Genomic DNA, 22,150 nt, shown 5'->3' on the forward strand with positions numbered 1-22,150 from the left:
CGCCGGGGAGGCGGAACGACGGGCGACAACCGATGGCTACGCGCGTGGTTCCCGTGCAACAGACCGCGTGGTACACACATCCGGTCACATTCCTGTCCGCCAACAGGAGGTTGCCCACATGTCTGCCACTCGACGTCAGGTTCTCGCCCGTTCCGGTGCCCTGGGCGCCGGAATCGCCTTCACCGGCGCCCTCTCGGAACTCTTCGCGGGGACCGCGGCCGCACACGGAAGAGCCGGTTACGGCCCGCTCGTCCCCGACCCCAAGGGGCTGCTCGACCTCCCCAAGGGCTTTCGCTACTCGGTGCTCTCGCGCGAGGGCGACGAGCTCCGCTCCGGCGAGGGCAAGGTGCCGAGCAATCACGACGGCATGGCCGCCTTCCGCGGCAGGAACGGCGGCGTGCACCTGGTCCGCAATCACGAGAACCGGGTCACCGGCAAGATCGGCGTACCCACGGTCAAGGGTCTGACCTACGACCCGATGGCCAAGGGCGGCTGTACGGCGCTCGCGCTCGACCGGCGGAACGACGTCGTCGGCGAACGCGTCGCCATCGCCGGTACCGCCGTCAACTGCGCGGGCGGGCCCACCCCTTGGGGCACCTGGCTCACCTGCGAGGAGACCGAGGACAAGGCCGGCACCAACGGCTACACCAAGGACCACGGCTTCATCTTCGAGGTCGACCCGGTGGACCCGCGCCGCACCGGAGCCGTGCCGCTCACCGCGATGGGCCGCTTCCAGCACGAGGCGATCGCCGTCGATCCCCACCGCGGCGTCGTCTACGAGACCGAGGACGCCTTCCTCAAGCCGTTCGGCCTCTTCTACCGGTTCCTGCCCGACAAGCCCGAGGGCGGGCGCGGTTCACTGCGCGCGGGCGGCAGGCTCCAGGCCATGCGGGTGCCGGGCGTGCCCGACCTGTCCGCCGTCCAGGAGACGGGGACGTGCTTCGAGGGCATCGAATGGGTCGACGTCCCCGACCCGCTCGCCGCCCAGACGCCCATCAGGGACCAGGACTTCGGGCCCAAGGGCATCACCCACGCGCAGAAACTGGAGGGCTGCTACTGGGGCGGCTCCTCCGTCTACTTCGTGTCGTCCTTCGCCCACAGCGCGGAGGGCTCGGCGGCCGACCACTTCGGGCAGATCTGGCGCTACGACCCGGCGAGGCGCCGCCTCACCCTCGTGATCGTCTTCGGCCCGAGCACCGACATCCAGCTGCCCGGCGAGTCCCCCGACAACATCTGCCTCGCGCCGAGCGGCGGCCTGATGGTGTGCGAGGACGGCGGCGGCGCCCAGCACGTGTACGGCCTGACGCGCGGCGGCGAGGTCTACCCGATGGCCCGCGGCCGGCAGAACATCGGTACGCCGGAAGAGCCCGAGTGGGGCGAGTTCGCCGGGGTCACCTTCTCGCCCGACCACGACACGATGTACGTGAACTGCTACACGCCCGGCACGACGTTCGCCGTGACGGGGCCCTGGCACAAGTAGCGGCCCCCCGGCCCTCGTCGCACGATCGAGGGACACGACCGGAAGGGGTGCGCGGTGGCGAAGGCCAAGAAGGACGGCAAGAGCGCGAAGAAGCGGGGCAAGAAGGCCGGTGGTTCCGCCGCCCCGCCCCTGCTGCGCGATCTGCTGCGCATCCCCGAAGGAGAGCGGGTCGACCTCTCCTCGTACGACGCGGCCGCGACGCCCGGGAGCCCCGCCGGCAAGTCCGACAAGCTCGCGGGCCTCGCGGCCACCGCCCAGATGGGTGAACGCCTCGCCGACCTCCAGGAACGGCTGTACGCGGCGAGCACGGCGGGCGACCGACGCCGCGTCCTCCTGGTCCTCCAGGGCATGGACACCAGCGGCAAGGGCGGCACGGTGAAGCACGTCATCGGCCTCTTCAACCCCTCCGGCTGCCGCATCAAGGCCTTCAAGGCCCCGACGCCGGAGGAGCAGAACCACCCCTTCCTCTGGCGCATCATGAAGGCGCTCCCCCAGCCCGGCGAGATCGGCATCTTCGACCGCTCGCACTACGAGGACGTCCTCATCGCCCGCGTCCGCGAACTGGTCCCGCGCAGCCAACTGGGCCGCCGCTACGGCCAGATCAACCGCTTCGAGAAGTCGCTCGCCGACGACGGCGTCACCGTCGTCAAGTGCTTCCTCCACATCTCGTACGCCCAGCAGCGCCGCCGCCTCCTGGAGCGCCTCGACAACCCCGACAAACACTGGAAGTTCAACCCGGGCGACATCGCGGAGCGCGCCCTGTGGCCCGCCTACCAGGAGGCCTACGAACTGGCCCTGGAGCGCTGCTCCACCGACGCGGCCCCCTGGCACCTGATCCCCGCGGACCGCAAGTGGTACCGCAACTGGGCCATCAGCAAGCTCCTCCTCGAACACCTGGAGTCCCTCGACCCGCGCTACCCGGCGGCGGACTTCGACGTCGAGGAGAGCAGGAAACGGCTGCTGAGCGAAGGGTGAGGTGAGGGGCGAGGGGCGAGGGGTGAGCTGAGGGGCCCGGATCCGCCCGGCGGCTACTCGGCCGCCGTGAGACCGGAACGCAGCTTGGCGAGCAGCTTGCTGATCAGACGCGAGACGTGCATCTGCGAGCAGCCGATCTCGGCGGCGATGTCGCTCTGGGTCCGCTCCTCGACGAACCGGAGGTGGATCAGGCGACGCTCCCGCTCCCCCAGGTCGGCGATGAGGGGACCGAGGGACTGGAAGCTCTCCACCAGTTCGAAGCGCTCCTCGTCGACACCGATGAAGTCGGCGAGCACCGTGTCGGACTCGTCGTCCTTGCCGGAGACGGCGGCGTCCAGGGAGATGCTGGTGTAGCCGTTGGACGCCTTCTGCGCCTCGGACACCTCCGACGCGTCCAGCTGCATCAGCTCCGCCAGCTCCGCCGTCGACGGCGAGCGGCCCAGGCGACTGCTCAGCTCCTCCTGCGCCTTGGTCAGTTCGGTGCGCGCCTCCTGGAGCCGGCGCGGCACGTGCACGGCCCAGGACGTGTCACGGAAGAATCGTTTGATCTCACCGGTGATGTAGGGCACCGCGAAGGAGGTGAACTCGACCTCGCGGGACAGCTCGAACCGGTCGATCGCCTTGATCAGTCCGATCGTGCCGACCTGGACGATGTCCTCCATCTCCTGCACGCCCCGGTGCTTGAACCGGGAGGCGGCGTACCGCACGAGGGAGAGGTTCATCTCGATCAGGCAGCCGCGCACGTAGCTGTACTCGTGCGTGCCTTCCTCGAGGTGGGCGAGACGGTCGAAGAAGGACCGGCCGATCTCGCGGGCATCCTTCGGACGGACTGATGCGGGGTCTACGTAGGCACGCTCGATCAGATCCTCCGCGACCGCCTCGGTCGCGGTGTGAGTCTGCTCGTCGACTGCCACGGTGCGCATGTGTTCCGCCCCTGTCTACTCGTCGTCTGTTCGTACCTGGCCACTCTGTCCTGCATGCGTGCTGTTACCCCCGGACTGCGAACACATACCTGTCGTTTCCTGAAAGGTTTTCACCACCGCACGGTCACACGTGGCAGCGGCGCCGACGGACGGAGCGCCAGCACGGCGGCGATCGTCTTGCCTTCGGGCTCCGCCTCGACGTGCAGGCGCGTACAGAGACGCTGGACCACCATCCAGCCGTGACCTCCCGGCATGCCCCGAGGGACCGTCATGCGGCGCGGCACTTCCCGGCTTCCGTCACTCACACGTAGGTGGAGTTCGTCGCCGAGCAGGCGGACGCTGAAACCGGTCACACCTCCCGCGTGCAGCAGGGCGTTGGCCGTCAGCTCGCTGACCACGAGCAGCGCGTCGTCACGCAGCCCCTCCGCCAGCTCCCGGCGCCCCTCCGCCAGCACCTCGCGGACCGCACACCTCGCGTCCGCGCAACTGATGTCCTCCGCATCCACCGGCTTCCCCGTCCGGGCAACGTCCGCTGTGGCGTGGGTCCTCTCTCCGTACACGTCCAGATACATGTCCAGTCACTGCTCTCATGTCGTCGGTACCTCTTCGCCTGCCCGCCGCACAGAGCCCCACACTCCCCCCGACGCCGCCCCACCCGTGCGGCCGCCCACGCCCGGCCGCACCGGGCGAGAAGGAATCCGGCCTGGCGCGCCCCCTGGCGTCCTTCCGTCCGCACGTAAATGGGGTGGGCACGGCCTCGAAAGGCCGTGCCCACCCCATTTACGCATTCTCCGAAAAGGGCGGTCGGACTCACTTCACCATCGGTACCAGCGCCCCTTGCGTCCGCCGCTCGCGGCGGGCCGGATCACGAAGCCGAGCAGCCACACCACCAGCACGACGACGGCTATCCACCAGAGCGCCTTCAGGGCGAAGCCCGCGCCGAAAAGGAGCAGAGCCAGAAGCAGAACCACGAGCAGGGGAACCATTGTTATTACCTCCTGGCCACCGTGTGCTCCCGGCCTTCGCGCACAAACCCGGAAAGCGGGTGTTTATTTCCTGCCCCCGTGGAAGGGGCGTCAGTTCGCCGTCACCGGATAGTGGTCCGACAGGTTCGTGTACGTGTACTTCTTGCCCCAGCTGGAGACCGTCCAGGGTGCGCTCTGCTCCTTGACGACGTTGTTGCGCCAGGAGGCGGGGCGGGCGTGGCCCTTGCGGTGGAGGATGTGGTCGAGGTCCTCGCGGGGGTCGTCCGGGTAGCGCTCGGAGGCGATCGAGTTGTCCTTCGTGTCGAAGGAGTACGGGTGGCCCGTGCGGCTGTCGGCCGGGGTGAAGCCGCCGTCCGTGAGCATCGAGGCGTACTCGGGGCTGTGCGAGTCGACGTTGAAGTCGCCTGCCACGATGACCTGTTCGCCGGCCGGGATGTTCTTGGCGGCGAGGAACGCGTCCATCTCCTTGAACTGCTTCGCGCGGGTGGCCGCCGCCTCGCCGCTGCCGCAGCCCGGGTCGGTGGACTGGGTGTGGGTGCCCACCACGTGCGTCCTGGTGCCGTTCACGTCCAGGACGGCATAGACGAAGCCCTTGTTGGAGTACGAGTCGGAGCCGCACGCGTCCTTGTAGACGTACTGCTCCTTGCGCAGGATCGGCCACTTGCTCAGGACCGTCACGCCGCCGTCCTCGGGCGCCACCGAGGAGTAGGCCCCGCCGGTGGCGTCCCAGCCGCTCTTGCCGCGCCCCATCACGGGCGTCTGGTGCGGGTAGCGGTCCTTGGCGTTCGCCTGGAGCGCGTCGGAGGAGGAGTTGTCGAACGCCTCCTGGAGCACGACGACGTCCTGGCCCTGGAAGAAGTCCGCGGCCGGTATCGCCTTGGCCCGGTGGTCCTGGCCCCAGTTCGGGTACAGCGTCTTGCTGAACAGGAACGTGTTGTACGTGAGCACCTTGAGCGAAGGCGGGGCGGCGGGCGCCTCGGCGGCGGTCGCGGACGGGGCGACGGCGGCGAGCGTGGCGGCGGCGAGCACGGTGGAGATCGCGGTCGCGTGGGTCCTGCGCAGCGCTGAGTGCGGCACTGAGACTCCTGGAAGTGGGGGCTGTGGAGTGAAGGCTGCTGCTGTTCCGGCCGGGCCGGAAGCGCCCGTCGTGCCGGGCGTCCGCACATCCAACCAGCTGTGATTACTTCTGGGGATACTTCGCGTGAACGCCGCACGCGGAGCCGGGTGCGCCCGTCGCCCACGTCGCGGAGACAGCCCAGGAAAGCCACTCCCACGCGACCGGAAACGCCCCCGTGCGGGCGCCTCGCGCAGCCGTCGGCGTCCCGTGCGGCCCCGGTCGGCCGGGTGGGTCCGGCGCCCGCCCCGGAGACCGCCAGACGCCCGCGGGAGGCCTTCCGCACACCCCCGCATACACCTTCTGACCTGGGCCTATTCGGCAGCCGCGACCTACAATAACCCTCTACGTAAGGGGACTTGATGGACCGCGACATTCGCACGGCCGACGACGTGATGAAGCTCCTCGACGGGCTGTTCGCGCCCGAGGCCGACCGGTGGACCACCGAAGGGGCGGCCTGGTGGGACGGCTTCTACGCGGACCGCGCCAAGCCGGTGCCGTTCTTCGCCGCGAAGCCGGACGAAAACCTCGTCTCGTACGTGGAGCGGGGGCTCCTCACCCCGGGGCGCGCCCTCGACATCGGCTGCGGACCCGGCCGCAACGCCCTCCACCTCGCCTCCCTCGGCTTCGAGGTGGACGCCGTCGACCTCTCCCCCGCCGCCCTCGCCTGGGCCGCGGACCGCGCCGACGAGGCGGGCGCCGGCATCCGCTTCCACCAGGGCGACATCTTCGAACTGACGCGGACCGAGCCGGCCCGGACCGAGCTGACACGGACCGAGCCGACGCGGACCACGCTGACCGGGCCGTACGACCTGGTCTACGACTCGGGCTGCTTCCACCACCTGCCGCCGCACCGCAGGATCAGCTATCTCGCGCTCCTGGACCGCGTCCTCGCGCCCGGCGGCCACTTCGCCCTCACCTGCTTCGCGGCGGGCGAGAACGGCATGGGCTCCGAACTGCCCGACGCGGACTTCTACCGCACGGCCGCGCTGCACGGCGGACTCGCCTACGACGCGGACTCGCTGCGCCGGATCTTCGCCGGTCTCACCGAGCTCGAACTGCGCCGCATGCACGACGAGAAGAACGGCTCGCCGTCGTTCGGCGAGCCGTTCTTGTGGACGGCGCTGTTCCGCCGGGAGGCCACCAGCGCATGACGTGGGCGTCCGGCGCGCACACGGCCTACCTCCTTCGTACCGGCAGGATCTGGGCGAAGGCGCGTAAGACGGTGGCGCGCTCTTCCGGGGCCGTACCCCGGACCGCGATGGCGAGTGCGGCCAGGAAGGTCACGGCGATCACGATGACGGCCACGAGCAGCAACTGGGGCGTACCTGCGGCGATTTCAATGAGGATGGTGGTCATGGGATTCCTCCGTCGACAGGCCAGGCTTTGGCGAAGGGCGAGAGCCGAAGATCCAGAGATCCGGTGATGCGGAGATCTGGACGTCCGGGTCGGGAGACCCCCGGATCAGGGATCCGGAATGCCGAGCGGCCGAGGGAGGCGCGTCTGACGCTGATCAGTGCCGAACTGTGCGGCGGAGCAAGGAGGTTCGGCTGTCACGATCAAGGGCAGAGCCGCGTCCCGGGACGGCCCCGGCGACCGGGGTCACTTCCCGTGAACACTGGCGCACATGCGCCGATGGTTCGCAGCCATGTCGATCACTCCCTGCGGTCGAACCCCATGACGGGTCCGTACGGTGCGCGCATCGCACCGCGCACTCCCACCATGCCCTGCCGCACCGCCCGCGCGCCAGAGGCTAACTCCCTTTTCGCATTGGGTCGTTACTCACACTCTCAGCTCCGCCCCGACCGCACGAGCCGCACCTTGTCGACCCCGAGCAGACCGGCGAGGGGCACCTTCGCGCTGGTCTGACGCGGGTCGACCGTCGCACCGTCCGCGCGCAGGATGTCGAGCAGCAGACCGGCGAGCGGCATCACCATGTGCCGTCCCCAACAGCGTTCGGAGACATGGCCGAAGGGGAGGTAGCCGGGGTGGTCGTCGGGGTCCAGGGCGGCCCAGCGCTCGGGGCGGAACACGTCGGGGTCCTCCCAGAGCGCCGGGTCCCGGTGGCTGAGCAGCGGGAGCAGCAGGACGTCGTCGCCCGCGCCGATGCGGTCGTCGATGGCCGGGTACTCGGGGGACGCGTTGCGCAGGATGTTCCAGGACGGCGGGAGCAGCCGCATCGACTCGTAGAGGATGTGCTCGTTCGGCGTCCCTTCGGCGAACGGCGCCCCGAGCCAGTACGCGTTGGCGACGAGCGTGGAGACGGTGAAGCAGACCGGGGCCGCGGCCCGCCGGTACATGCCCATCGCGTAGCGGCGGTCGCTGTAGTTCGTGGCGTTCGCGGTGAGCCCCGCGATGCTGGTGACGGGCGCTCCCGGGCGGAGCCCGCCGGGCAGCGCGGCGCCGACGGCGATCACCGACCAGGTCAGCTTCGGCGTCAGTTCCAGGGTGCGGTCCATCAGGATGCGCAGCCGGTAGGGGTCGGCGCCCAGGATCAGTTCGCGCAGATGGACGTGGCCGACGTGCGGCCACTCACCGGAGAGGTCGACGTTCCCCGACACGGGCTCGCGCAGCGCCCTGCGTACGTCCTTGCCGATCGCCTGCATGACGTGGGACGCCTCGGTGCGCTGGATGGAACGCCCGTGCAGCGGCTTGAAGGTGGGGCGCTCGACCTCGGTGGCAGGGCGGGCGGCGAGGATCCGGTCGGTCAGCTCGGGCCCGGCGACGCCGACGGTGTCGGCGTCCAGGCGGAACACGTCCTCGCCGCGGTGGTCGCGCAGCAGGGCGTGGAGTCGCGGTGTGAAGACGGTGGTCCTGGACAGCCGGTCGGTACCGGAGGAGGGCGTCGGGGGCATCGGGGTCTCCAGGTGCGGGAGGCCCGCGCCCGGCGGCTTTGCCGGGCACGCCGGGCGCGGGCCTCGACGGCGAGTTACTTCCCTGCGGGGCGCGTCCCTCGCGGGTACGCCCCTACGGGTTGCGCACCCCCGTCACGCGTGCGGGATGCGCGAGGTGAGCACTTCGCCGGCCTAGTACCAGTGGTACCAGGCGTACGCCTTGAGGCTCTTCTCTCCGGTGATCCTCTTCTTGAGCGAGCGAACGATCTTCATGCACATGCCTCCGGTCAATTCCGTTGGTACATGACTGACTTGGACCCGCGGAGCGTGCCTGTATCCGATCAACACCTGATAAACGCGCAGGTGATATGCCATGCCGGGCATATCCGGAGTACGCGGGTGGCTCCCACGGGACCGTCCTGGAAGAGGGAGCCGGAGGGCTTTGCGTTGCCTCAGGGGACACATGAGTAGCCGGAGCCCCTCACAGATCGGCGAGCGCCCCGTCCACCGTGGCGATCAGGACGTCGCGGTCGTCGTGCACGCGGCCGAGGACCCGCAGTCCGTAGTACGTGCTCTGCACCCGGCGGGCCACGGTCCGCGCGTCGCCGGTGGAGCGGATCTCCCCCGCGCGCCGCCCCGCCTCGACGACCTCGCACAGCTCGTCCTCGACGCGGTCGAAGGTGCGCCGCACCGCCGCCCTGACCTCCGGGTCGGCCCCGGCGACCTCGACGGCCGCGTTGATCGCGAAGCAGCCGTGTTCGTCGCGGACGTCGGACTCCCCGTCGACGGCGAGCAGCATCATGGCGCGCAGCCGCTCCTTCGCCGGGCCGGGCCCGCGCAGGACGGCGACCTGCTCGGCGGTGCTGGTGTCGTAGTAGTGCTGGAGGGCGCGCAGATAGAGCTGCCGCTTGCCGCCGAAGGTGTTGTACAGGCTTGAGGGGCCGAGCCCCGTGCTGTCACACAGGTCCCGCGTCGAGGTGCCCTCGTACCCGTGGCGCCAGAACGTCTCCATCGCGGCGCCGACGACGCGCTCCTCGTCGAACTCTCGTGGCCTGGCCATGTCCCCACCGTAAACGTTTTGGAACATGCTTACAAAACTGCTCGCGGAGCGGTCACCAGGCCCACCGCCTCGATCTCGATCAGCCACGCGGGGTCCGCGAGCGCGGCGACCTGCACGAAGGACTCGGCAGGGAAGGGCGCGACGTAGAACTCCGCGCGCAGCCTGGCGAATACGTCCTGGTGGGCCATGTCGGTGACGAACACCGTGAGCTTCACGGCCCGGTCGAGTCCGGACCCGGCGCGGTCGAGGACGGTGCCGACCTGGGCGAGCGCCTGCCGGGCCTGCGCCTCGAAGTCCCCCGCGCCGACGGTGGCGCCGTGCGCGTCGACCGGCGCCTGCCCCGAGGTGAAGACCAGGTCGCCGACGCGGATGCCGAGCGAGATGCCCGCCGACTCGTACCAGTCGGGTGCCGCGGTGACCCGGGTGCGCCCGGACCGCTCCCCGGCGCTCACGCCTCCGCCCGCACGGACTCACGGGCGGACTCACGGGCGGACTCGCGGGCCGACTCGCACGCGGACTCCCCCAGGGACTCACGCACGGGCCGCGCCTCGGATAGCGGAGTCGCCGGACTCCCGCGTTCCGCCCGCTGGAGCCGCGCCGCCCACAGCACGCCCAGCGTCCCCGCGGCGGCCAGCGCGGCGCCGACCCAGGCCACCGACGCGTAGCCCAGACCTGCGTCGATGGTCAGGCCGCCGAGCAGCGGGGCCACGGTGTTGCCGACGTTGAACGCGGCGGTGTTCGCGGCGCCGACCAGCGTCGGGGCGCCCGGCGCGAGGGTGAACACCCGTGACTGCAGAGCGGGGTTGGTGACATAGCCGACGAGCCCGAGCAGGAAGACCAGGACGATCGCCACGGCCGTCACCCGGGCCGTCACGGCGAGCAGTGCGGAGAAGAGGGCGAGCGCGCCGAGCCCCAGACCGAGCGTGCCGAGGGGCCTGGCCTCCGCGGTACGCCCGCCGATCACGACACCGGCCAGACCGCCGGCCCCGAACAGGGCGAGGACCGCGGGCACCCACCCCTCGGAGACCCCCGCGACCTCGGTCAGCAGCGCCGCCAGATAGCTGAAGGTGACGATGACCGCCCCGAAGGCGAAGGCCGTGACGGCGTACGAGAGCCAGAGCTGCGGCCGCGCCATCGCGCGCAGTTCGGCCCGGACCGAGGGGCGCTCGCCGTCGCCGCGCCCGCCGGGGACGAAGAGCAGCGTGCAGACGAGGCTGACCACGGTGGCCGCGGCCACCGCCCAGAACGCGGCGCGCCAGCTGGAGACTTGACCGAGCAGGGTGCCCGCGGGAACCCCGACGATGGTGGCGAGCGTCAGACCGCCGGCCACCACGGCGACGGCCCGCGCCTTGGCCGCCGGGGGGACGAGCGCGACCGCGGTGGCCACGGCGACGCCCCAGTAACCGGCGTACGCGAGGGCGCTGAGCACCCGCGTCACGAACAGCACGCCGTAGCCGGGCGCGAGGGCGCCGACCACGTGGGCCACGACGAACGCGGCCTGGAGCGAGACGAGCGCCGTACGCCGGGGCCAGCTCAGCGTGGCGACGGCGAGCAGCGGGGCGCCGACGACCATGCCGATCGCGAAGGCCGAGATGAGCAGCCCGGCGTCGGGGATCGAGACCCCGAGGTCGCCGGCCATCCCCGGCAGGAGCCCGGAGAGCATGAACTCCGAGGTCCCCTGGGTGAAGATGCCGAGCCCAACTATGTACACCGCTGGCGGCATTGAGACGCCCCTCCCTCTCGCGGCGCCCGCTCCGAATCTTTTGGAGCGGGCGCTTCAGAACTGACGGGAGGGGACGCTAGCACATTATGAAGCGCACGCTTCAAAACGACGGAAGGGCGGGCGCGCGATGGCACTCGACGACCACCCTCGCCGCCCTCGCCGCCCGTCAGGCGGGCGCCAGCCGCCAGAGGGAGGTGACCTCGGCGGCGCGGGCCGCGTGCAGTGGATCGCCGGTGTCCGCGGCGCGTGGATGCCGCGGGACGGTGTCGAGCCGGCCGACCACGCGCAGCCCGGCCGCACCGATGTCCGCCAACAACTGCGCACGCGTACGGAGTTGGAGATGCTCGGCCAGATCCGACAGCACGAGCCATCCCTCGCCGCCCGGCTCCAGCCGCTCCGCGAGCCCGCTCAGAAAGCCGGAGAGCATCGCACCGCCGGAGTCGTACACGCCCTGCTCGACGGCGGAGGTCGGACGGCCGGGCAGCCAGGGCGGGTTGCACACGACGAGCGCGGCGCCCCCTTCGGGGCCGGGAAAGAGACTCCCACTCACCACCTCCACCTGCCCCCCGAATCCCAGGAGTTGGAGGTTCTCGCGGGCGCAGGTGACGGCACGGGGGTTGATGTCGGTGGCCACGACGCGGTCGAGCCCGCGCCGGGCAAGTACCGCCGCGAGCACGCCCGTTCCGGTCCCGATGTCGAACGCGGTACGCGGCCGGGCCGCACCGAGCCGGACGGCGACAGGCAGCGGGGCTCGCGCCACCAGGTCGACGTACTCGCCTCTGACCGGCGAGAACACCCCGTAGTGCGGATGGATCCTGGCGCCACCGAGGGCAGGCACCGGCACGCCCTTCAGGCGCCATTCGTGGGCGCCGAGCACGCCGAGCAGTTCGCGCAGGGAGACGGCGACGGGCCCGTCGGGCGGACCGTAGGCGGCGCGACAGGCGGCCCGGACGTCGGGCGCGCGACGCAGCGCAAGCCCGTACTCCGCTTCGCCGTACTCCCCTTCGCCGCGTTTCTCTTCGAGGAGTACGAGCAGCATGCCGAGCACGCGGGCGCGATGGCCCCTGGCACGGCGGTGCAGGTGGAAGGACTCGGCGGGCGTGCGCGCGGGGGCGGGGGCGAGGGCCTTCCGGTCGACGCGGCGCGCGATGGCGGCGAGCAGCTGCCGGGCACCGTGGAAGTCACCGCGCCAGAGCAGGGCGGTGCCTTCGCAGGCGAGGCGGTGGGCGGTGGCGGCGTCGGTCGTGTCATCGGCCACGACGACGCGGCGGGGGACGGGGGCGCGACTCTCGGAGTGCCAACGGGCTTGAGAGGTATGTGCGTTGCTGGTGCTACTAGTGTCGCTGCTGTCGCTGTGGCTGTCGGTCCACTCGATGCGGGCAGGCATCAGGACTCCTCGTGATCGCAAGGCTCAGGGGCACGAAGAGCGCGGCGACGAGGAGAGGAGCGAGCCTGAGGGGTCGCGGCCGGAAGGCCGGAGCGATTCGGAGCGAGTTCGGAACCCAGGGGGCAGATCCCTGGACCAGAACCACTTCAGGGCAGGCGGAACTCCCGCGTCGCGGCGCGCGAGCGGAAGTCAGCCGACAACCATGCCCAGAGTCATGACCGGAACGGTGTCACATCCCGCCCCCGCCCGACAAACACTTTTCCCCCGCGTCCCGCTCCGCCTCACTGCGCAACAGGCAGAACTCGTTGCCCTCCGGGTCCTGGAAGACCACCCACCCCTTGCCGTCCGGCGTGCGCCGGTCCGCGAGCACCGTCGCGCCCACGCCCTTGAGCCGCTCCACCTCCACGTCACGCGGCCCGTCGGGCTGGAGGCACAGATGCAGGGGGTTCTTGGGGACCCTTGCGGCCCCCGCGGCCTGAGCCGCCTTCGCCTCCGGAGTCTCGGCGAAGTACAGCCGCAGGCCCGTCGGGAGCCGTACGACGGCCGTGGACTCGCCGGGGAAGTCGTCGTCGTTCAAGGGGTGGCCGACCACCTTGCTCCAGAACTGCGCGAGTTCGTAGGCGTTCGCGCAGTCGACGGCGACGTTGTAGAGGGACGAGCGCATGGGGACCTTTCGTCGCTGGAGCCGAGTGTCCGAGGACCGGTGCGGACCGTGAGGACCGGAAGACGGCGTGATTTTGGAATGTGCACGCGAAGGCGGGGCGGCATTCTAGGCTCCTTGTGGCTGCCGAGTGGGGGGCGTATGGAAGCGACGGAACTTGCGGAAAGAGCGGTGGGCGCCCTCACCGCGGTGGTCACCGGGGCGGCAGGTGGTGTCGGGCAGGAAGTGGGCGCGGCCGTAAGCGAGTTGGTACGGGCCCGTCTCGGTGGAACCGAGCGGGGGCGAGGCGCCTTGGCGGGGCTGGACTCCGACGCGGAGAGCGCGACCGCACGGTCCGAGGCGCAGGCGGTCCTGCGCGAGGAGATCGAGGCGGACCAGGAACTGCGGCGCGAACTGACGTCGCGGCTCGACGTTTCGACGACCTACACCCGGGACGCCGTGGTCATCACCGGCAGCCGGCTGTCACGCAGTCAGATCTCACTGGGCCCGCTGACGGTGCACAACACGCCCGGCGGGTGGACGTTCCTCTCCATAGCGGCGCTGGTGCTCGCGGCGTTGATCGCTCTCGGCGTGTACGGCGGCGTACGGGTCATCACGGACGAGGGCTCGCCCGATGCCCGACCCCAGCGGAGCGAGGGCGAGCGCGCCGAGCCGACCGGGGCGCGGAAGGACGACGCCCGGAGCAACGGCAGTACGGGCGGGAACGCGACGCTCACGCCTGAGGAGGTCGATGCGGCCGTGCCGACCCGGGAGAGCCTGCGGTCCGGCTGGACGGTCTACGACGACGAGGACCACGTGGCGGCGGAGGACCGCGAGACCGGATGCCACCCCGATGGCGCCTGGTTCGAGAACGACCCCCCGAAGGACCTCCCGGGCGATCGCGGCTACCTCAACGCATGGTTCCGCCTCTACGCCTGCCCCTCACAGGCCCGCGCCGCCGCCCTGTTCGACGAGCAGGTGGCGGCCGACGGAGGGAGGAAGACCCCGCACCCCCGTCTCGGCGACGAGAGCGTGCTCCTCGCCTCCGAGACGGGAAAGGGCACGACGCGCCAGATGAGCGCGACCACGCTGGTCCGCGTAGGGACGGTCATCATCAAGCTGGACTACAACCCGTTCGGCTCGCTGCCCGCGCACGAGGAGCAGATCGTCCGTCTCTCCCGACTGGCTACGGAGCGGGTGGAGCGGGCGCTCGGGGAGCGGCCCTGACGCATCGGCGTTCCTGGCGTCTCCCTTCCCGTTCTTCTCCTCCGTCCCGTCTTCTTCTCCTCCGTCCCGTCCTTTCGAACGCCGGCGACGGCGGGCGGCGGCCTCGGAGCCGCGCCGCGCTCGGGCTACCGGGTCGCGCCCTCTCCGACCGGCTCGGAAGTGTTCGGTGCGGTGGACGCGGCCGTGGAACCGTTCGCGCGGAGCCCGTCGGGCGCGAACGCCGGGGCCCCGCCCCTGCCCCGGTCCCGCTCCATCCACACCGCGCACGCCGACCACACCAGCAGCGTGACGCCCGCGCTCGCGAACGCGCCCGCCGCCGTGTCGGAGAGCCAGTGCGCGTGCAGCCAGGTACGGCTCCACATCATCGTCAGGACCAGCAGCACGCCCACCGGCCACCACCAGCGGCGCCTGGCCGCGGCAGGCACGAAGAGCGCGCCCGCGACGATCACCGTCATCGCCATCGTCGCGGCGTGCCCGGACGGGAACGAGCCGTGGTCGACGGTGATCAGCGGGTGCTCCGGGCGCGGCCGGTCGACGAGGTGCTTCAGGGACTGGACCACCAACTGCGTGGCCAGCACGGAGAAGAGGACGAACAGCGCCGAGCGCCATCTGCGCAGTACGCACAGGGCCACGATCGCCAGCAGCGGCACGAGCGAACCCGCGGGCCCGCCGAACCAGTTGAGCGCGTCCGCGACGATCCGGAGCGCCCCGTCGTGCGGTCCCCCCATCCACCGCAGCCAGGTGTCGTCGAGCCCTTGGAACGGCGGCCGCGTCACATCCGGCCGGATGAACAGGCCCACCGCCACAGGGACGAGCAGGAGCAGCACGGCTCCCAGGGCCAGCCGCCCCGACGGGCGTGGCACAGCAGCGGGTTCACGTACGGATTCGGAACTGGGCATGTCGGAACTGGGCATGTCGGATCTGGGCATGGCTGAGCCTTCCGGGCACGGGCGTCAGTGGGCGTCACGAGGGACATCACGGCGTGCCGCACGCGAGATACACGGCGGCACGACAGGCGTGTCAGACGCCAGGCACGACGACGGGCGTGGCAGACGTGACAGGTGTGACAGCTAGGACAGAAGTGAGAGACAGCGCGGCGGCGGCGAAAGCTCGTGGCAACACCGGCGCACCCGCTCCGGCTGGATACTGACACGTGTCACGCCCTGCTGGCCAGATCCCGGAGTCCTGAATCCGTGACCCGCACGTAGTCCGGAAGGCGATCTGGCGAGGGCCCGCGCAGGAGCGGTCCGGCAGGCGATCAGGGGCAGGGCTCCCGAAGGTGCGGTCCGGCAGGCGATCAGGGGCAGGGCTCCCGAAGGTGCGGTCCGGCAGGCGATCAGGCGGGGCCCCAGGCCGGAACCCCTCAGGCCCGCAGGCCCGAGCTCCTCTGCACCGCCCACCCCAAACCAGAACCCCTAAGCCCCGAGCCCCGAGCCCCGAGCCCCTCAGACGGAAACGCCCGCCCCTCCCCCACCGAGCCCCCCACTCGACCCCCTGACCTCGATGTGCGCCGAAGACCGGCGATGCACCGCGGGCGGCGTCTCCGGCTCGCGGATGAGGCGGTCGACCAGGGCCGCGACCTCGCCCGGAGTCGGGAGTTCGATCCGTACGCTCGTCAGGCGTGGGCGCAGGAGGCGCCCGAGGAGCAGGTCGTCGGCGCCCACCACGGCCGCCTCGCCGGGGACGTCGATGCCCGCGTCCTGGAGGGCGCGCATCAGCAGCATCGCGTACTCGTCGTTGTACGCGAACACCGCGTCGAGGCCCGTCTCCCGCCATCTGGCGGCCAGTTCCGCGGCCGAGTCCTCGGCGTAGGCGAGCGCCAGGGGTTCGACCCGCGCCCCGGGGAACGCCGCGGCCGCCGCCCGTACACCCTCCAGTCGCGGCATACCGAACATCGAGAGCCCGTGCTCCACGGGGACCACGACCCCGATGTGGCGCCGCCCGCCCGACAGGAGGTGCGCGGCGGCCACCGCGCCGATCTCCCGCTGGTCCATGGCGATGCCGTGCGCGCCGGGCGCGGGCGGGGGGCCGTAGGAGACGACGGCCGAGGTGCCGGAGCGCTTGAGGATGTCGACGGACGGGCCGCTCAGCGGGCTGCCGTCCATGGTGAGGACGGCGGCGGGCCGCAGTTCGGCCCAGGCGCGGGCCGCGTCGAGCGGATCTCGGCCCGCGGTCGCGCCGTGCAGGACGCCGATGTAGCCGTACTCCTGGAGCGCCGACTGGAAGCCCGCGACGAAGCCCGTGAACAGGGGCCCGAACGCGGGCACGGTGTCGGCGGGCACGGCGATCAGGACGAGCCCGCTGGTGCCGGAGCGCAGCGAACGCGCGGCGGCGTGCGGCACGTAGCCGAGCTCCTCAGCGGCCGCGCGCACCTTGCGCTGGGTGGCCTCGCTGACCCGCCCGGCGGCCAGACCGTTGAGCACGTAGCTGACGGTGGCGCGCGAGACACCCGCGTGCCGGGCGACGGACGTACTGGTGGGCGGGCCGAGGGACGCGCGGGCGGGCGGGGCAGCAGCCGTGCCGGTGGGTGGGGCAGCAGATGTGCCGGTAGGCGGGGCGCCAGACGTGCCGCCGGCCGGGACGGCGGACGTGCCGGTAGCCGGGACCACGGACGGACCGGCGGACGCACCGGACGCCGAAGCAGCGGACGTGCCGGTAAGTGGACCGGCGGACGTACCGGCAGGCCGCGCCGTCCCGCCCCGCGGCTGCGGGCCGGAACCCTCACCGCCCTTGCCCCGCAGGGGATTCGAGCTGTCGTTCATCCTGCGGCCATCCTTTCACAGCAGCCTCGGCCGACACCGTGACCTCGACCGACGCAGCAACCACGGCGGCCACAGCAGTCACTACGAGGCACAGCGCCTCACCCGCCACTCCCCCAACCTCAGTCCCAGAAGACTCACAAGCCCCACCACAGCTTTTTCCGCAGAGGTCTGGTGGAACCGCATAGTCCAGTGCTAAACATTCGTTACACGTGTCAGGTTACACGTGTAACGAATCGTTCTCGGTCATGAGACCGACCGTCCGAGGAGGAGGGCATCGTGGCCCTTTCCGCTCGTCAGGAACAGATTCCTCCGCAGGACCCGGCCTCGTCACCGACGGAGTCGGGCCACCAGGACCCGCAGCGCACGCCGCGCGGCCTCCTCCCCCTGCTGATGCTCGGCAACACCGCCATGTTCACGCTCTACATCGGCGTCGGCGGCGTCCTGCTCCCGTTGCAGATCGAGCAGATCGACAAGGCCGACAAGGTCGCGATGCTCGGCCTGGTCAGCGGCGTCAGCGCGGTCTTCGCCACCCTCTTCAACCCGGTGGCGGGCGCCCTCTCCGACCGCTCGGGCCGCCGCAATCCGTGGATCCTCGGCGGCGGCATCGCCGCGGTCGGCGCGATGGCGCTGCTCGGCGGCGTCAAGACCGTGCTCCTGGTGACGATCGCCTGGTGTCTCGGCCAGGCCGTCATGAACGTCTTCCAGGCCGCGATCACCTCCGTCGTCCCCGACCGCGTGCCGCTCTCCGCCCGCGGCAAGGCGTCCGCGGCCGTCGGTCTCGGCATGCCGATCGGTTCGACGGCGGGCGCCCTGCTCGGTTCGGCCTTCGCCGACCACATCGGCACCGGGTATCTGGTGCTCGGTCTCTTCGTGGCGCTCTCGGCCGTGCTCTTCACCTCGCTCGCCCGCGAGAAGCCGCTGCCGTCGGCCGAGCGGGCCGGGCAGGTGCCGCTCAAGAAGCAGTTCGCGGCGTTCCTCGGCGCGCTGCGTCACCACGACTTCCGCTGGGCGTTCATCGGGCGCGCGCTGCTCGTGCTCGGCTACTTCTGCGTCTTCGGCTACCAGCTCTACATCCTCCAGGACCACATCGAACTCCCGTCCGGCATCGAGCCCGAGGACGCCGTCGCCATCCTCACACCGATCAACGCGGTCGCCATGGCCGCCTCCACGATCGTCGGCGGGCTGCTCTCCGACCGTCTGAACCGCCGCAAGCTGTTCGTGGCCCTGTCCGCGGTGATCTCCGCGGTCGCGCTCGCCGTCCCCGCGGTGTCGCCGACCTGGACCGCGATGCTCGTCTTCGCCGCGCTCAACGGCCTGGGCTTCGGCTGCTTCATGGCCGTCGACAACGCGCTGGTCTCGATGATCCTGCCGAGCGCCGACGACGCGGCCCGCGACCTCGGCGTCCTCAACATGGCGCAGGCGGGACCGCAGATCCTGGCGCCGTTCGTCGCCTCGGTGATCGTCTCGCTCTGCGGCGGGAGCGACGGCGGCGGCTACACCGCGCTGTTCGTCGTCGGCGCCGGGCTCTCCCTACTCGGCGCACTCTCCGTGCGCCCGATCCGGGGCGTGCGCTGACCGGTCCGCGTACGGCCGGCGCCGCCCTGCCCGGGGCTGTCGGCCGTACGCGGACCGGATCGACCAAGATCGACGTGTGCCGACCGGCCCACGTACAAGAAAGGCACCACCATGAAGCTGCACACCCACGAATGGGGCACCGGCGACCGGGTCGCCCTGCTGGTCCACGGGATCATGTCGGACCACCGCACCTGGCGGCGCGTGGGACCCGCCCTGGCCGAGCGCGGCTACCGGGTCATCGGCGTCGACCTGCGTGGGCACGGGGAGAGCGGGCGCGGCGCGTACGGCGCGGAGATCTTCGCGGACGACCTGGTCGAGACGCTGCCGGCCGGCGCGGAGCTCGCGATAGGGCACTCGCTCGGCGGGATGGCGCTCGCCCTCGCGGCCGAGCGCCTCGCGCCCGCGCGGGCCGTCTACTCCGACCCGGCGTGGGCGCTCGGCACCGAACGGTCCGTGGATCCCGCGGTGTTCGTGGAGTTCCAGCGGGCGACGCGCGGCATGATCGCGAACTTCAACCCGCGCTGGGAGGAGGCCGACGTGGACGTCGAACTCGCCACGCTGGCCGCCTGGGACGCGGACACCGCGCTCGCGATCTCCGGCGCGAACGCCGTCGACCGCACCCCGGCCGCGCCCGCCGTGCCCTCCCTCGTCCAGGTCGCCGACCCCAGCCTCCTCGTCGACGACGCGCTGAAGGACGAGCTGGCCAGGCGCGGTTTCGAGGTGCGTACGGTCAAGGGGGCGGGTCACACGATCCACCGCGACGACTTCGAGGGCTTCATGGCGTCCCTGGAGGGCTGGCTGTGAGCGCGCGGACGACGGACGAGGGCAGCGGGTCCGGGCGTCCGGAACCGACCGTCCCCACGGCCCCGGTCGCCCGTCCCACGACCCCCGCCCCGGTCACCGCACTGACCGCGTACGGCGAGGTGGGCGGCGAACGCCTCGGTGAGCGCGGCGCGTTGCGCTTCCTCGGCGTCCCGTACGCGGCCGACCCGGTCGGCGACCTCCGCTTCCGTCCCCCGGCCAGGCCCGCCGCCTGGTCCGGCGTGCGCGACTGCGTGACCGCGTCGCCCGCGCCCCCGCAGGGCCCCGACGCACTCCTGGAGGACGTCGTCGGCTACGAGCGGATCGTCACCGACGAGGCGGGCTGCCTGACCGTCAACGTCTGGACGCCCGCCACCACGGGCCGACGCCCCGTCATGGTGTGGGTGCACGGCGGCGGTTACGTCCAGGGCCGCGGCCTCCAGGTGTGGACCGACGGCGCGCGCCTGGCCGAACGCCACGACGTGGTCGTCGTGTCCTTCAACTACCGCCTGGGTGCGCTGGGTTGGCTGGACGTCGCGCACCTGCTCGGCGCGGATTACGCCCAGTCGGCCAATCTCGGCCTCCAGGACCAGATCGCCGCGCTCGCCTGGGTGCGCGACAACATCGGTCATTTCGGGGGCGATTCGGGGTCCGTGACGGTCTTCGGCGAGTCGGCGGGCGGCGGCAGCGTCGCGATGCTGCTCGGCGCCCCGGCCGCGCGGCCGCTCTTCCACCGGGCGATCCTGCAGAGCGCGCCCGCGACGGCGACGAGGACGCGCGCGGAGGCCGCGGAGGTCGCCGACGCGTTCGCGGCGGTGCTGTGCGAGACGACGGGCTCCGCCGACCTCTCCGTACTCACCGCGTCCGCCGGTCAACTCCTGGCCGCACAGCAGGAGTTGATGAGCAGGAACCCGGTGGACATGCTGCCCTTCGCGCCGGTGGTCGACGGCTCCGTACTGCCGTTGCCGCCCGTCCAGGCCCTGCGCAACGGCGCGTGCGCGCACATCCCCCTGATCGCGGGCACCAACGAGCACGAGGGGCGGCTCTTCACCGGCCTCGGTCCCGAGGTGGCGCCCGAGGCCTTCGAGGCGGCGCTGGCCTCGGCGTTCCCCGACCGGGAACGGGCGGCGCGGGCCCGCGCGCTGTACGAGGCGTACGAGGGTCCGGCCGCCGCCGCACCCACCGCTTCGCTGGCCGCGCTCCTGACCGACCTGCTGTTCCGCTCGCAGACGGACGCGCTGCTCGACGCCCAGGCCGCGGGCGGCGGCACCGTGTGGTCGTACCTCTTCCGGGAGCCGACCCCGGCGCTCGGCGGCGGCCTCGGCGCCGCGCACACGCTGGACATTCCGTACGCCTTCGACACCCTGGACGGCCCCGGCCTGCGCTCCTGGCTCGGCGACGCGCCGCCGCAGGAACTCGCGGACGCGATGAGCGGCGCCTGGGTCCACTTCGCCCGCCACGGCACGCCCGTCGCCGCGTCACTCCCCCGGTGGCCCCGCTTCGATCCCGAAGGGCGCCCGACGATGATCCTCGGCGGCCCCGAAGGCTCCCGGGTGGCGCGGGATCCGCTGGGCGACCGCAGGGAGCTGTGGCAGGAGGGCCGGGAGAGGTAGCAGGGGTGAGGAGGTGAGGGAGGGGGCCGGACGGGCGACGGTGGGGACCCACCGGGCAGTTAAGCGATTTGTCGCATTCGCACATATATCGTCGCCGTGTGATCACTCTCGTACGGAGAAGCGCCGCGCTCTGCGCCCTGGGCGTCCTGACCACCGTCCTCGCCGGGTGCTCCGGTGACACCGCCGCGCCGGGGCACCCCGGCCGCCCCGCCAGGCCCCCGGCGGCCACCACCGCACCCTCGCCGTCCGCCCCGCCCACCCTCGCGCCCGGCCCCGCGGGCCTCACCCCCGTCTTCATGAACGGGTCCCGCGCGCACGGGCGCACCGTCGCGCTCACCTTCGACGCCGACATGACCGCCGACCAGGGGCCGCGCGCGGCGGCCGGCGAGAAGTTCGACAACCCCGCCCTGGTCGCCACCCTGCGGCGGCTCAAGGTGCCCGCGACCTTCTTCATGACGGGACGCTGGGCCGACGAGTACCCGGCGCAGGCCAAGGACATCGGCAAGGACCCGCTCTTCGAGGTCGCCAACCACTCGTACAGCCATCACGCCTTCACCGGCAGCTGCTACGGCCTGCCCGCCGTGCCCGCGCCCCGGATGCGCGCGGACATGCAGCGCGCCTTCGACGCCTTCCGCAGGGCGGGCGTCGAGCGCGCGGTGCCGTACTTCCGCTTCCCCGGCGGCTGTTACGACCGGCGGGCCCTGCGCGCCCTCGCGCCCGGCGGCGTCACCGCCGTGCAGTGGGACGTGGTGAGCGGCGACGCCTTCGCCACGGACTCGGCGGCGGTCACGCGGCAGGTGCTCGAAGGGGTGCGGCCGGGGTCGGTGGTCGTCATGCACTGCACGCGCAGCGCGGCCCCCGCGACGGAGCGCGCTCTGCGCACGATCGTTCCGAAGCTGCGCGAACGCGGGTTCCGCTTCGTACGGGTGTCCGAGCAGATCGGGTCCGCGGGGGCGGCGGGGGCCACGGGCACCGCAGCGACGGCCGGGCCGGTGGAGGGCCACGGCTAGGGTGGGCCGCATGGGCGACGACCACTGCACGGGTACGGAC

At 71.8% G+C, this 22,150-nt stretch carries 22 protein-coding genes; 8 read left to right on the plus strand and 14 right to left on the minus strand.

The window, feature by feature from the left end; genetic code table 11:
- The first annotated feature begins 118 nt into the window (after positions 1-118).
- Positions 119-1,480: a PhoX family protein gene (locus ACIO9J_RS38760; protein WP_402009807.1), complete on the plus strand. Its 1,362-nt coding sequence runs from the start codon at positions 119-121 to the stop codon at positions 1,478-1,480.
- 54 nt (positions 1,481-1,534) lie between these two features.
- The gene (locus tag ACIO9J_RS38765; protein ID WP_402009809.1) at positions 1,535-2,455 is read left to right on the plus strand and encodes a polyphosphate kinase 2 family protein; all 921 of its coding nucleotides are present in this window, start codon (positions 1,535-1,537) and stop codon (positions 2,453-2,455) included.
- A gap of 53 nt (positions 2,456-2,508) precedes the next feature.
- Here ACIO9J_RS38765 and ACIO9J_RS38770 read toward each other — a convergent pair whose 3' ends face one another.
- The 4 genes from ACIO9J_RS38770 to sph form a co-directional block, all read right to left on the minus strand.
- Complete coding sequence (locus ACIO9J_RS38770; RefSeq protein WP_402009811.1) at positions 2,509-3,378, minus strand: SigB/SigF/SigG family RNA polymerase sigma factor; 870 nt, start codon at positions 3,376-3,378, stop codon at positions 2,509-2,511.
- Between the two features lie 110 nt (positions 3,379-3,488).
- On the minus strand, positions 3,489-3,884 hold the full coding sequence (locus ACIO9J_RS38775) for an ATP-binding protein (RefSeq protein ID WP_402009813.1): 396 nt from the start codon (positions 3,882-3,884) through the stop codon (positions 3,489-3,491).
- Positions 3,885-4,193: 309 nt separating this feature from the next.
- A complete protein-coding gene (locus ACIO9J_RS38780) occupies positions 4,194-4,364 on the minus strand; it encodes a hypothetical protein (RefSeq protein ID WP_055701566.1) in 171 nt (56 codons plus the stop codon).
- 90 nt (positions 4,365-4,454) lie between these two features.
- Entirely contained in the window at positions 4,455-5,441 is a 987-nt protein-coding gene (gene sph / locus ACIO9J_RS38785) for a sphingomyelin phosphodiesterase (protein WP_402009815.1), read from the minus strand.
- Positions 5,442-5,840: 399 nt separating this feature from the next.
- On the opposite strand from sph, the gene ACIO9J_RS38790 reads away from it, so the two are divergent.
- Positions 5,841-6,632, plus strand: a complete 792-nt coding sequence (locus ACIO9J_RS38790; RefSeq protein ID WP_402009816.1) for a class I SAM-dependent methyltransferase — start codon at positions 5,841-5,843, stop codon at positions 6,630-6,632.
- Between the two features lie 25 nt (positions 6,633-6,657).
- Here ACIO9J_RS38790 and ACIO9J_RS38795 read toward each other — a convergent pair whose 3' ends face one another.
- The 8 genes from ACIO9J_RS38795 to ACIO9J_RS38830 all read right to left on the minus strand — a co-directional run bounded on the left by ACIO9J_RS38795 (position 6,658) and on the right by ACIO9J_RS38830 (position 13,146).
- Positions 6,658-6,837, minus strand: coding sequence for a hypothetical protein (locus ACIO9J_RS38795; RefSeq protein WP_402009817.1), 180 nt, complete (start codon positions 6,835-6,837; stop codon positions 6,658-6,660).
- 431 nt (positions 6,838-7,268) lie between these two features.
- A complete protein-coding gene (locus ACIO9J_RS38800; protein ID WP_402009819.1) occupies positions 7,269-8,333 on the minus strand; it encodes a cytochrome P450 in 1,065 nt (354 codons plus the stop codon).
- Positions 8,334-8,504: 171 nt separating this feature from the next.
- Positions 8,505-8,777, minus strand: coding sequence for a tryptorubin family RiPP precursor (locus ACIO9J_RS38805; RefSeq protein ID WP_402009821.1), 273 nt, complete (start codon positions 8,775-8,777; stop codon positions 8,505-8,507).
- 16 nt (positions 8,778-8,793) lie between these two features.
- Positions 8,794-9,372, minus strand: coding sequence for a TetR/AcrR family transcriptional regulator (locus ACIO9J_RS38810; RefSeq protein ID WP_402009823.1), 579 nt, complete (start codon positions 9,370-9,372; stop codon positions 8,794-8,796).
- Positions 9,373-9,401: 29 nt separating this feature from the next.
- Positions 9,402-9,824, minus strand: a complete 423-nt coding sequence (locus ACIO9J_RS38815) for a RidA family protein (RefSeq protein WP_402009825.1) — start codon at positions 9,822-9,824, stop codon at positions 9,402-9,404.
- On the minus strand, positions 9,821-11,095 hold the full coding sequence (locus ACIO9J_RS38820) for a Cmx/CmrA family chloramphenicol efflux MFS transporter (protein ID WP_402009827.1): 1,275 nt from the start codon (positions 11,093-11,095) through the stop codon (positions 9,821-9,823). The genes ACIO9J_RS38815 and ACIO9J_RS38820 overlap by 4 nt, the downstream gene beginning before the upstream one ends.
- A gap of 166 nt (positions 11,096-11,261) precedes the next feature.
- Complete coding sequence (locus ACIO9J_RS38825) at positions 11,262-12,482, minus strand: methyltransferase (protein ID WP_402009829.1); 1,221 nt, start codon at positions 12,480-12,482, stop codon at positions 11,262-11,264.
- A 229-nt stretch (positions 12,483-12,711) separates the two neighbouring features.
- Positions 12,712-13,146, minus strand: a complete 435-nt coding sequence (locus tag ACIO9J_RS38830; protein ID WP_402009830.1) for a VOC family protein — start codon at positions 13,144-13,146, stop codon at positions 12,712-12,714.
- 138 nt (positions 13,147-13,284) lie between these two features.
- Here ACIO9J_RS38830 and ACIO9J_RS38835 point away from each other — a divergent pair, with 138 nt between their 5' ends.
- Complete coding sequence (locus ACIO9J_RS38835) at positions 13,285-14,349, plus strand: hypothetical protein (RefSeq protein ID WP_402009832.1); 1,065 nt, start codon at positions 13,285-13,287, stop codon at positions 14,347-14,349.
- 125 nt (positions 14,350-14,474) lie between these two features.
- On the opposite strand, the gene ACIO9J_RS38840 is transcribed toward ACIO9J_RS38835, so the two are convergent.
- A complete protein-coding gene (locus ACIO9J_RS38840; protein ID WP_402009834.1) occupies positions 14,475-15,248 on the minus strand; it encodes a phosphatase PAP2 family protein in 774 nt (257 codons plus the stop codon).
- Positions 15,249-15,794: 546 nt separating this feature from the next.
- Positions 15,795-16,958, minus strand: coding sequence for a LacI family DNA-binding transcriptional regulator (locus ACIO9J_RS38845; RefSeq protein ID WP_402010031.1), 1,164 nt, complete (start codon positions 16,956-16,958; stop codon positions 15,795-15,797).
- A gap of 429 nt (positions 16,959-17,387) precedes the next feature.
- Between ACIO9J_RS38845 and ACIO9J_RS38850 the strand changes: the two genes are divergently transcribed.
- The 4 genes from ACIO9J_RS38850 to ACIO9J_RS38865 all read left to right on the plus strand — a co-directional run bounded on the left by ACIO9J_RS38850 (position 17,388) and on the right by ACIO9J_RS38865 (position 22,110).
- The gene (locus ACIO9J_RS38850) at positions 17,388-18,686 is read left to right on the plus strand and encodes an MFS transporter (RefSeq protein WP_402009836.1); all 1,299 of its coding nucleotides are present in this window, start codon (positions 17,388-17,390) and stop codon (positions 18,684-18,686) included.
- Between the two features lie 111 nt (positions 18,687-18,797).
- Positions 18,798-19,490 carry an alpha/beta fold hydrolase gene (locus tag ACIO9J_RS38855; protein WP_402009838.1) on the plus strand — a complete coding sequence of 231 codons (693 nt, stop codon included), beginning with the start codon at positions 18,798-18,800 and terminating at the stop codon, positions 19,488-19,490.
- The gene (locus ACIO9J_RS38860; protein WP_402009840.1) at positions 19,487-21,100 is read left to right on the plus strand and encodes a carboxylesterase/lipase family protein; all 1,614 of its coding nucleotides are present in this window, start codon (positions 19,487-19,489) and stop codon (positions 21,098-21,100) included. Before ACIO9J_RS38855 ends, ACIO9J_RS38860 begins: the two co-directional genes overlap by 4 nt.
- A 98-nt stretch (positions 21,101-21,198) precedes the next feature.
- Positions 21,199-22,110: a polysaccharide deacetylase family protein gene (locus tag ACIO9J_RS38865; RefSeq protein ID WP_402009842.1), complete on the plus strand. Its 912-nt coding sequence runs from the start codon at positions 21,199-21,201 to the stop codon at positions 22,108-22,110.
- Positions 22,111-22,150: the final 40 nt, after the last annotated feature.

The sequence above is a fragment of the Streptomyces sp. NPDC087300 genome (assembly GCF_044744425.1).
In the GTDB taxonomy this organism is placed as follows: domain Bacteria; phylum Actinomycetota; class Actinomycetes; order Streptomycetales; family Streptomycetaceae; genus Streptomyces.

Coding starts and splice junctions, on each gene's coding strand:
- ACIO9J_RS38760 (WP_402009807.1), top strand. CDS start 119: ATGTCTGCCACTCGACGTCAGGTTCTCGCCCGTTCCGGTGCCCTGGGC.
- ACIO9J_RS38770 (WP_402009811.1), bottom strand. CDS start 3,378: ATGCGCACCGTGGCAGTCGACGAGCAGACTCACACCGCGACCGAGGCG.
- ACIO9J_RS38780 (WP_055701566.1), bottom strand. CDS start 4,364: ATGGTTCCCCTGCTCGTGGTTCTGCTTCTGGCTCTGCTCCTTTTCGGC.
- ACIO9J_RS38790 (WP_402009816.1), top strand. CDS start 5,841: ATGGACCGCGACATTCGCACGGCCGACGACGTGATGAAGCTCCTCGAC.
- ACIO9J_RS38795 (WP_402009817.1), bottom strand. CDS start 6,837: ATGACCACCATCCTCATTGAAATCGCCGCAGGTACGCCCCAGTTGCTG.
- ACIO9J_RS38800 (WP_402009819.1), bottom strand. CDS start 8,333: ATGCCCCCGACGCCCTCCTCCGGTACCGACCGGCTGTCCAGGACCACC.
- ACIO9J_RS38805 (WP_402009821.1), bottom strand. CDS start 8,777: ATGTGTCCCCTGAGGCAACGCAAAGCCCTCCGGCTCCCTCTTCCAGGA.
- ACIO9J_RS38810 (WP_402009823.1), bottom strand. CDS start 9,372: ATGGCCAGGCCACGAGAGTTCGACGAGGAGCGCGTCGTCGGCGCCGCG.
- ACIO9J_RS38820 (WP_402009827.1), bottom strand. CDS start 11,095: ATGCCGCCAGCGGTGTACATAGTTGGGCTCGGCATCTTCACCCAGGGG.
- ACIO9J_RS38825 (WP_402009829.1), bottom strand. CDS start 12,482: ATGCCTGCCCGCATCGAGTGGACCGACAGCCACAGCGACAGCAGCGAC.
- ACIO9J_RS38830 (WP_402009830.1), bottom strand. CDS start 13,146: ATGCGCTCGTCCCTCTACAACGTCGCCGTCGACTGCGCGAACGCCTAC.
- ACIO9J_RS38835 (WP_402009832.1), top strand. CDS start 13,285: ATGGAAGCGACGGAACTTGCGGAAAGAGCGGTGGGCGCCCTCACCGCG.
- ACIO9J_RS38840 (WP_402009834.1), bottom strand. CDS start 15,248: ATGCCCAGTTCCGAATCCGTACGTGAACCCGCTGCTGTGCCACGCCCG.
- ACIO9J_RS38855 (WP_402009838.1), top strand. CDS start 18,798: ATGAAGCTGCACACCCACGAATGGGGCACCGGCGACCGGGTCGCCCTG.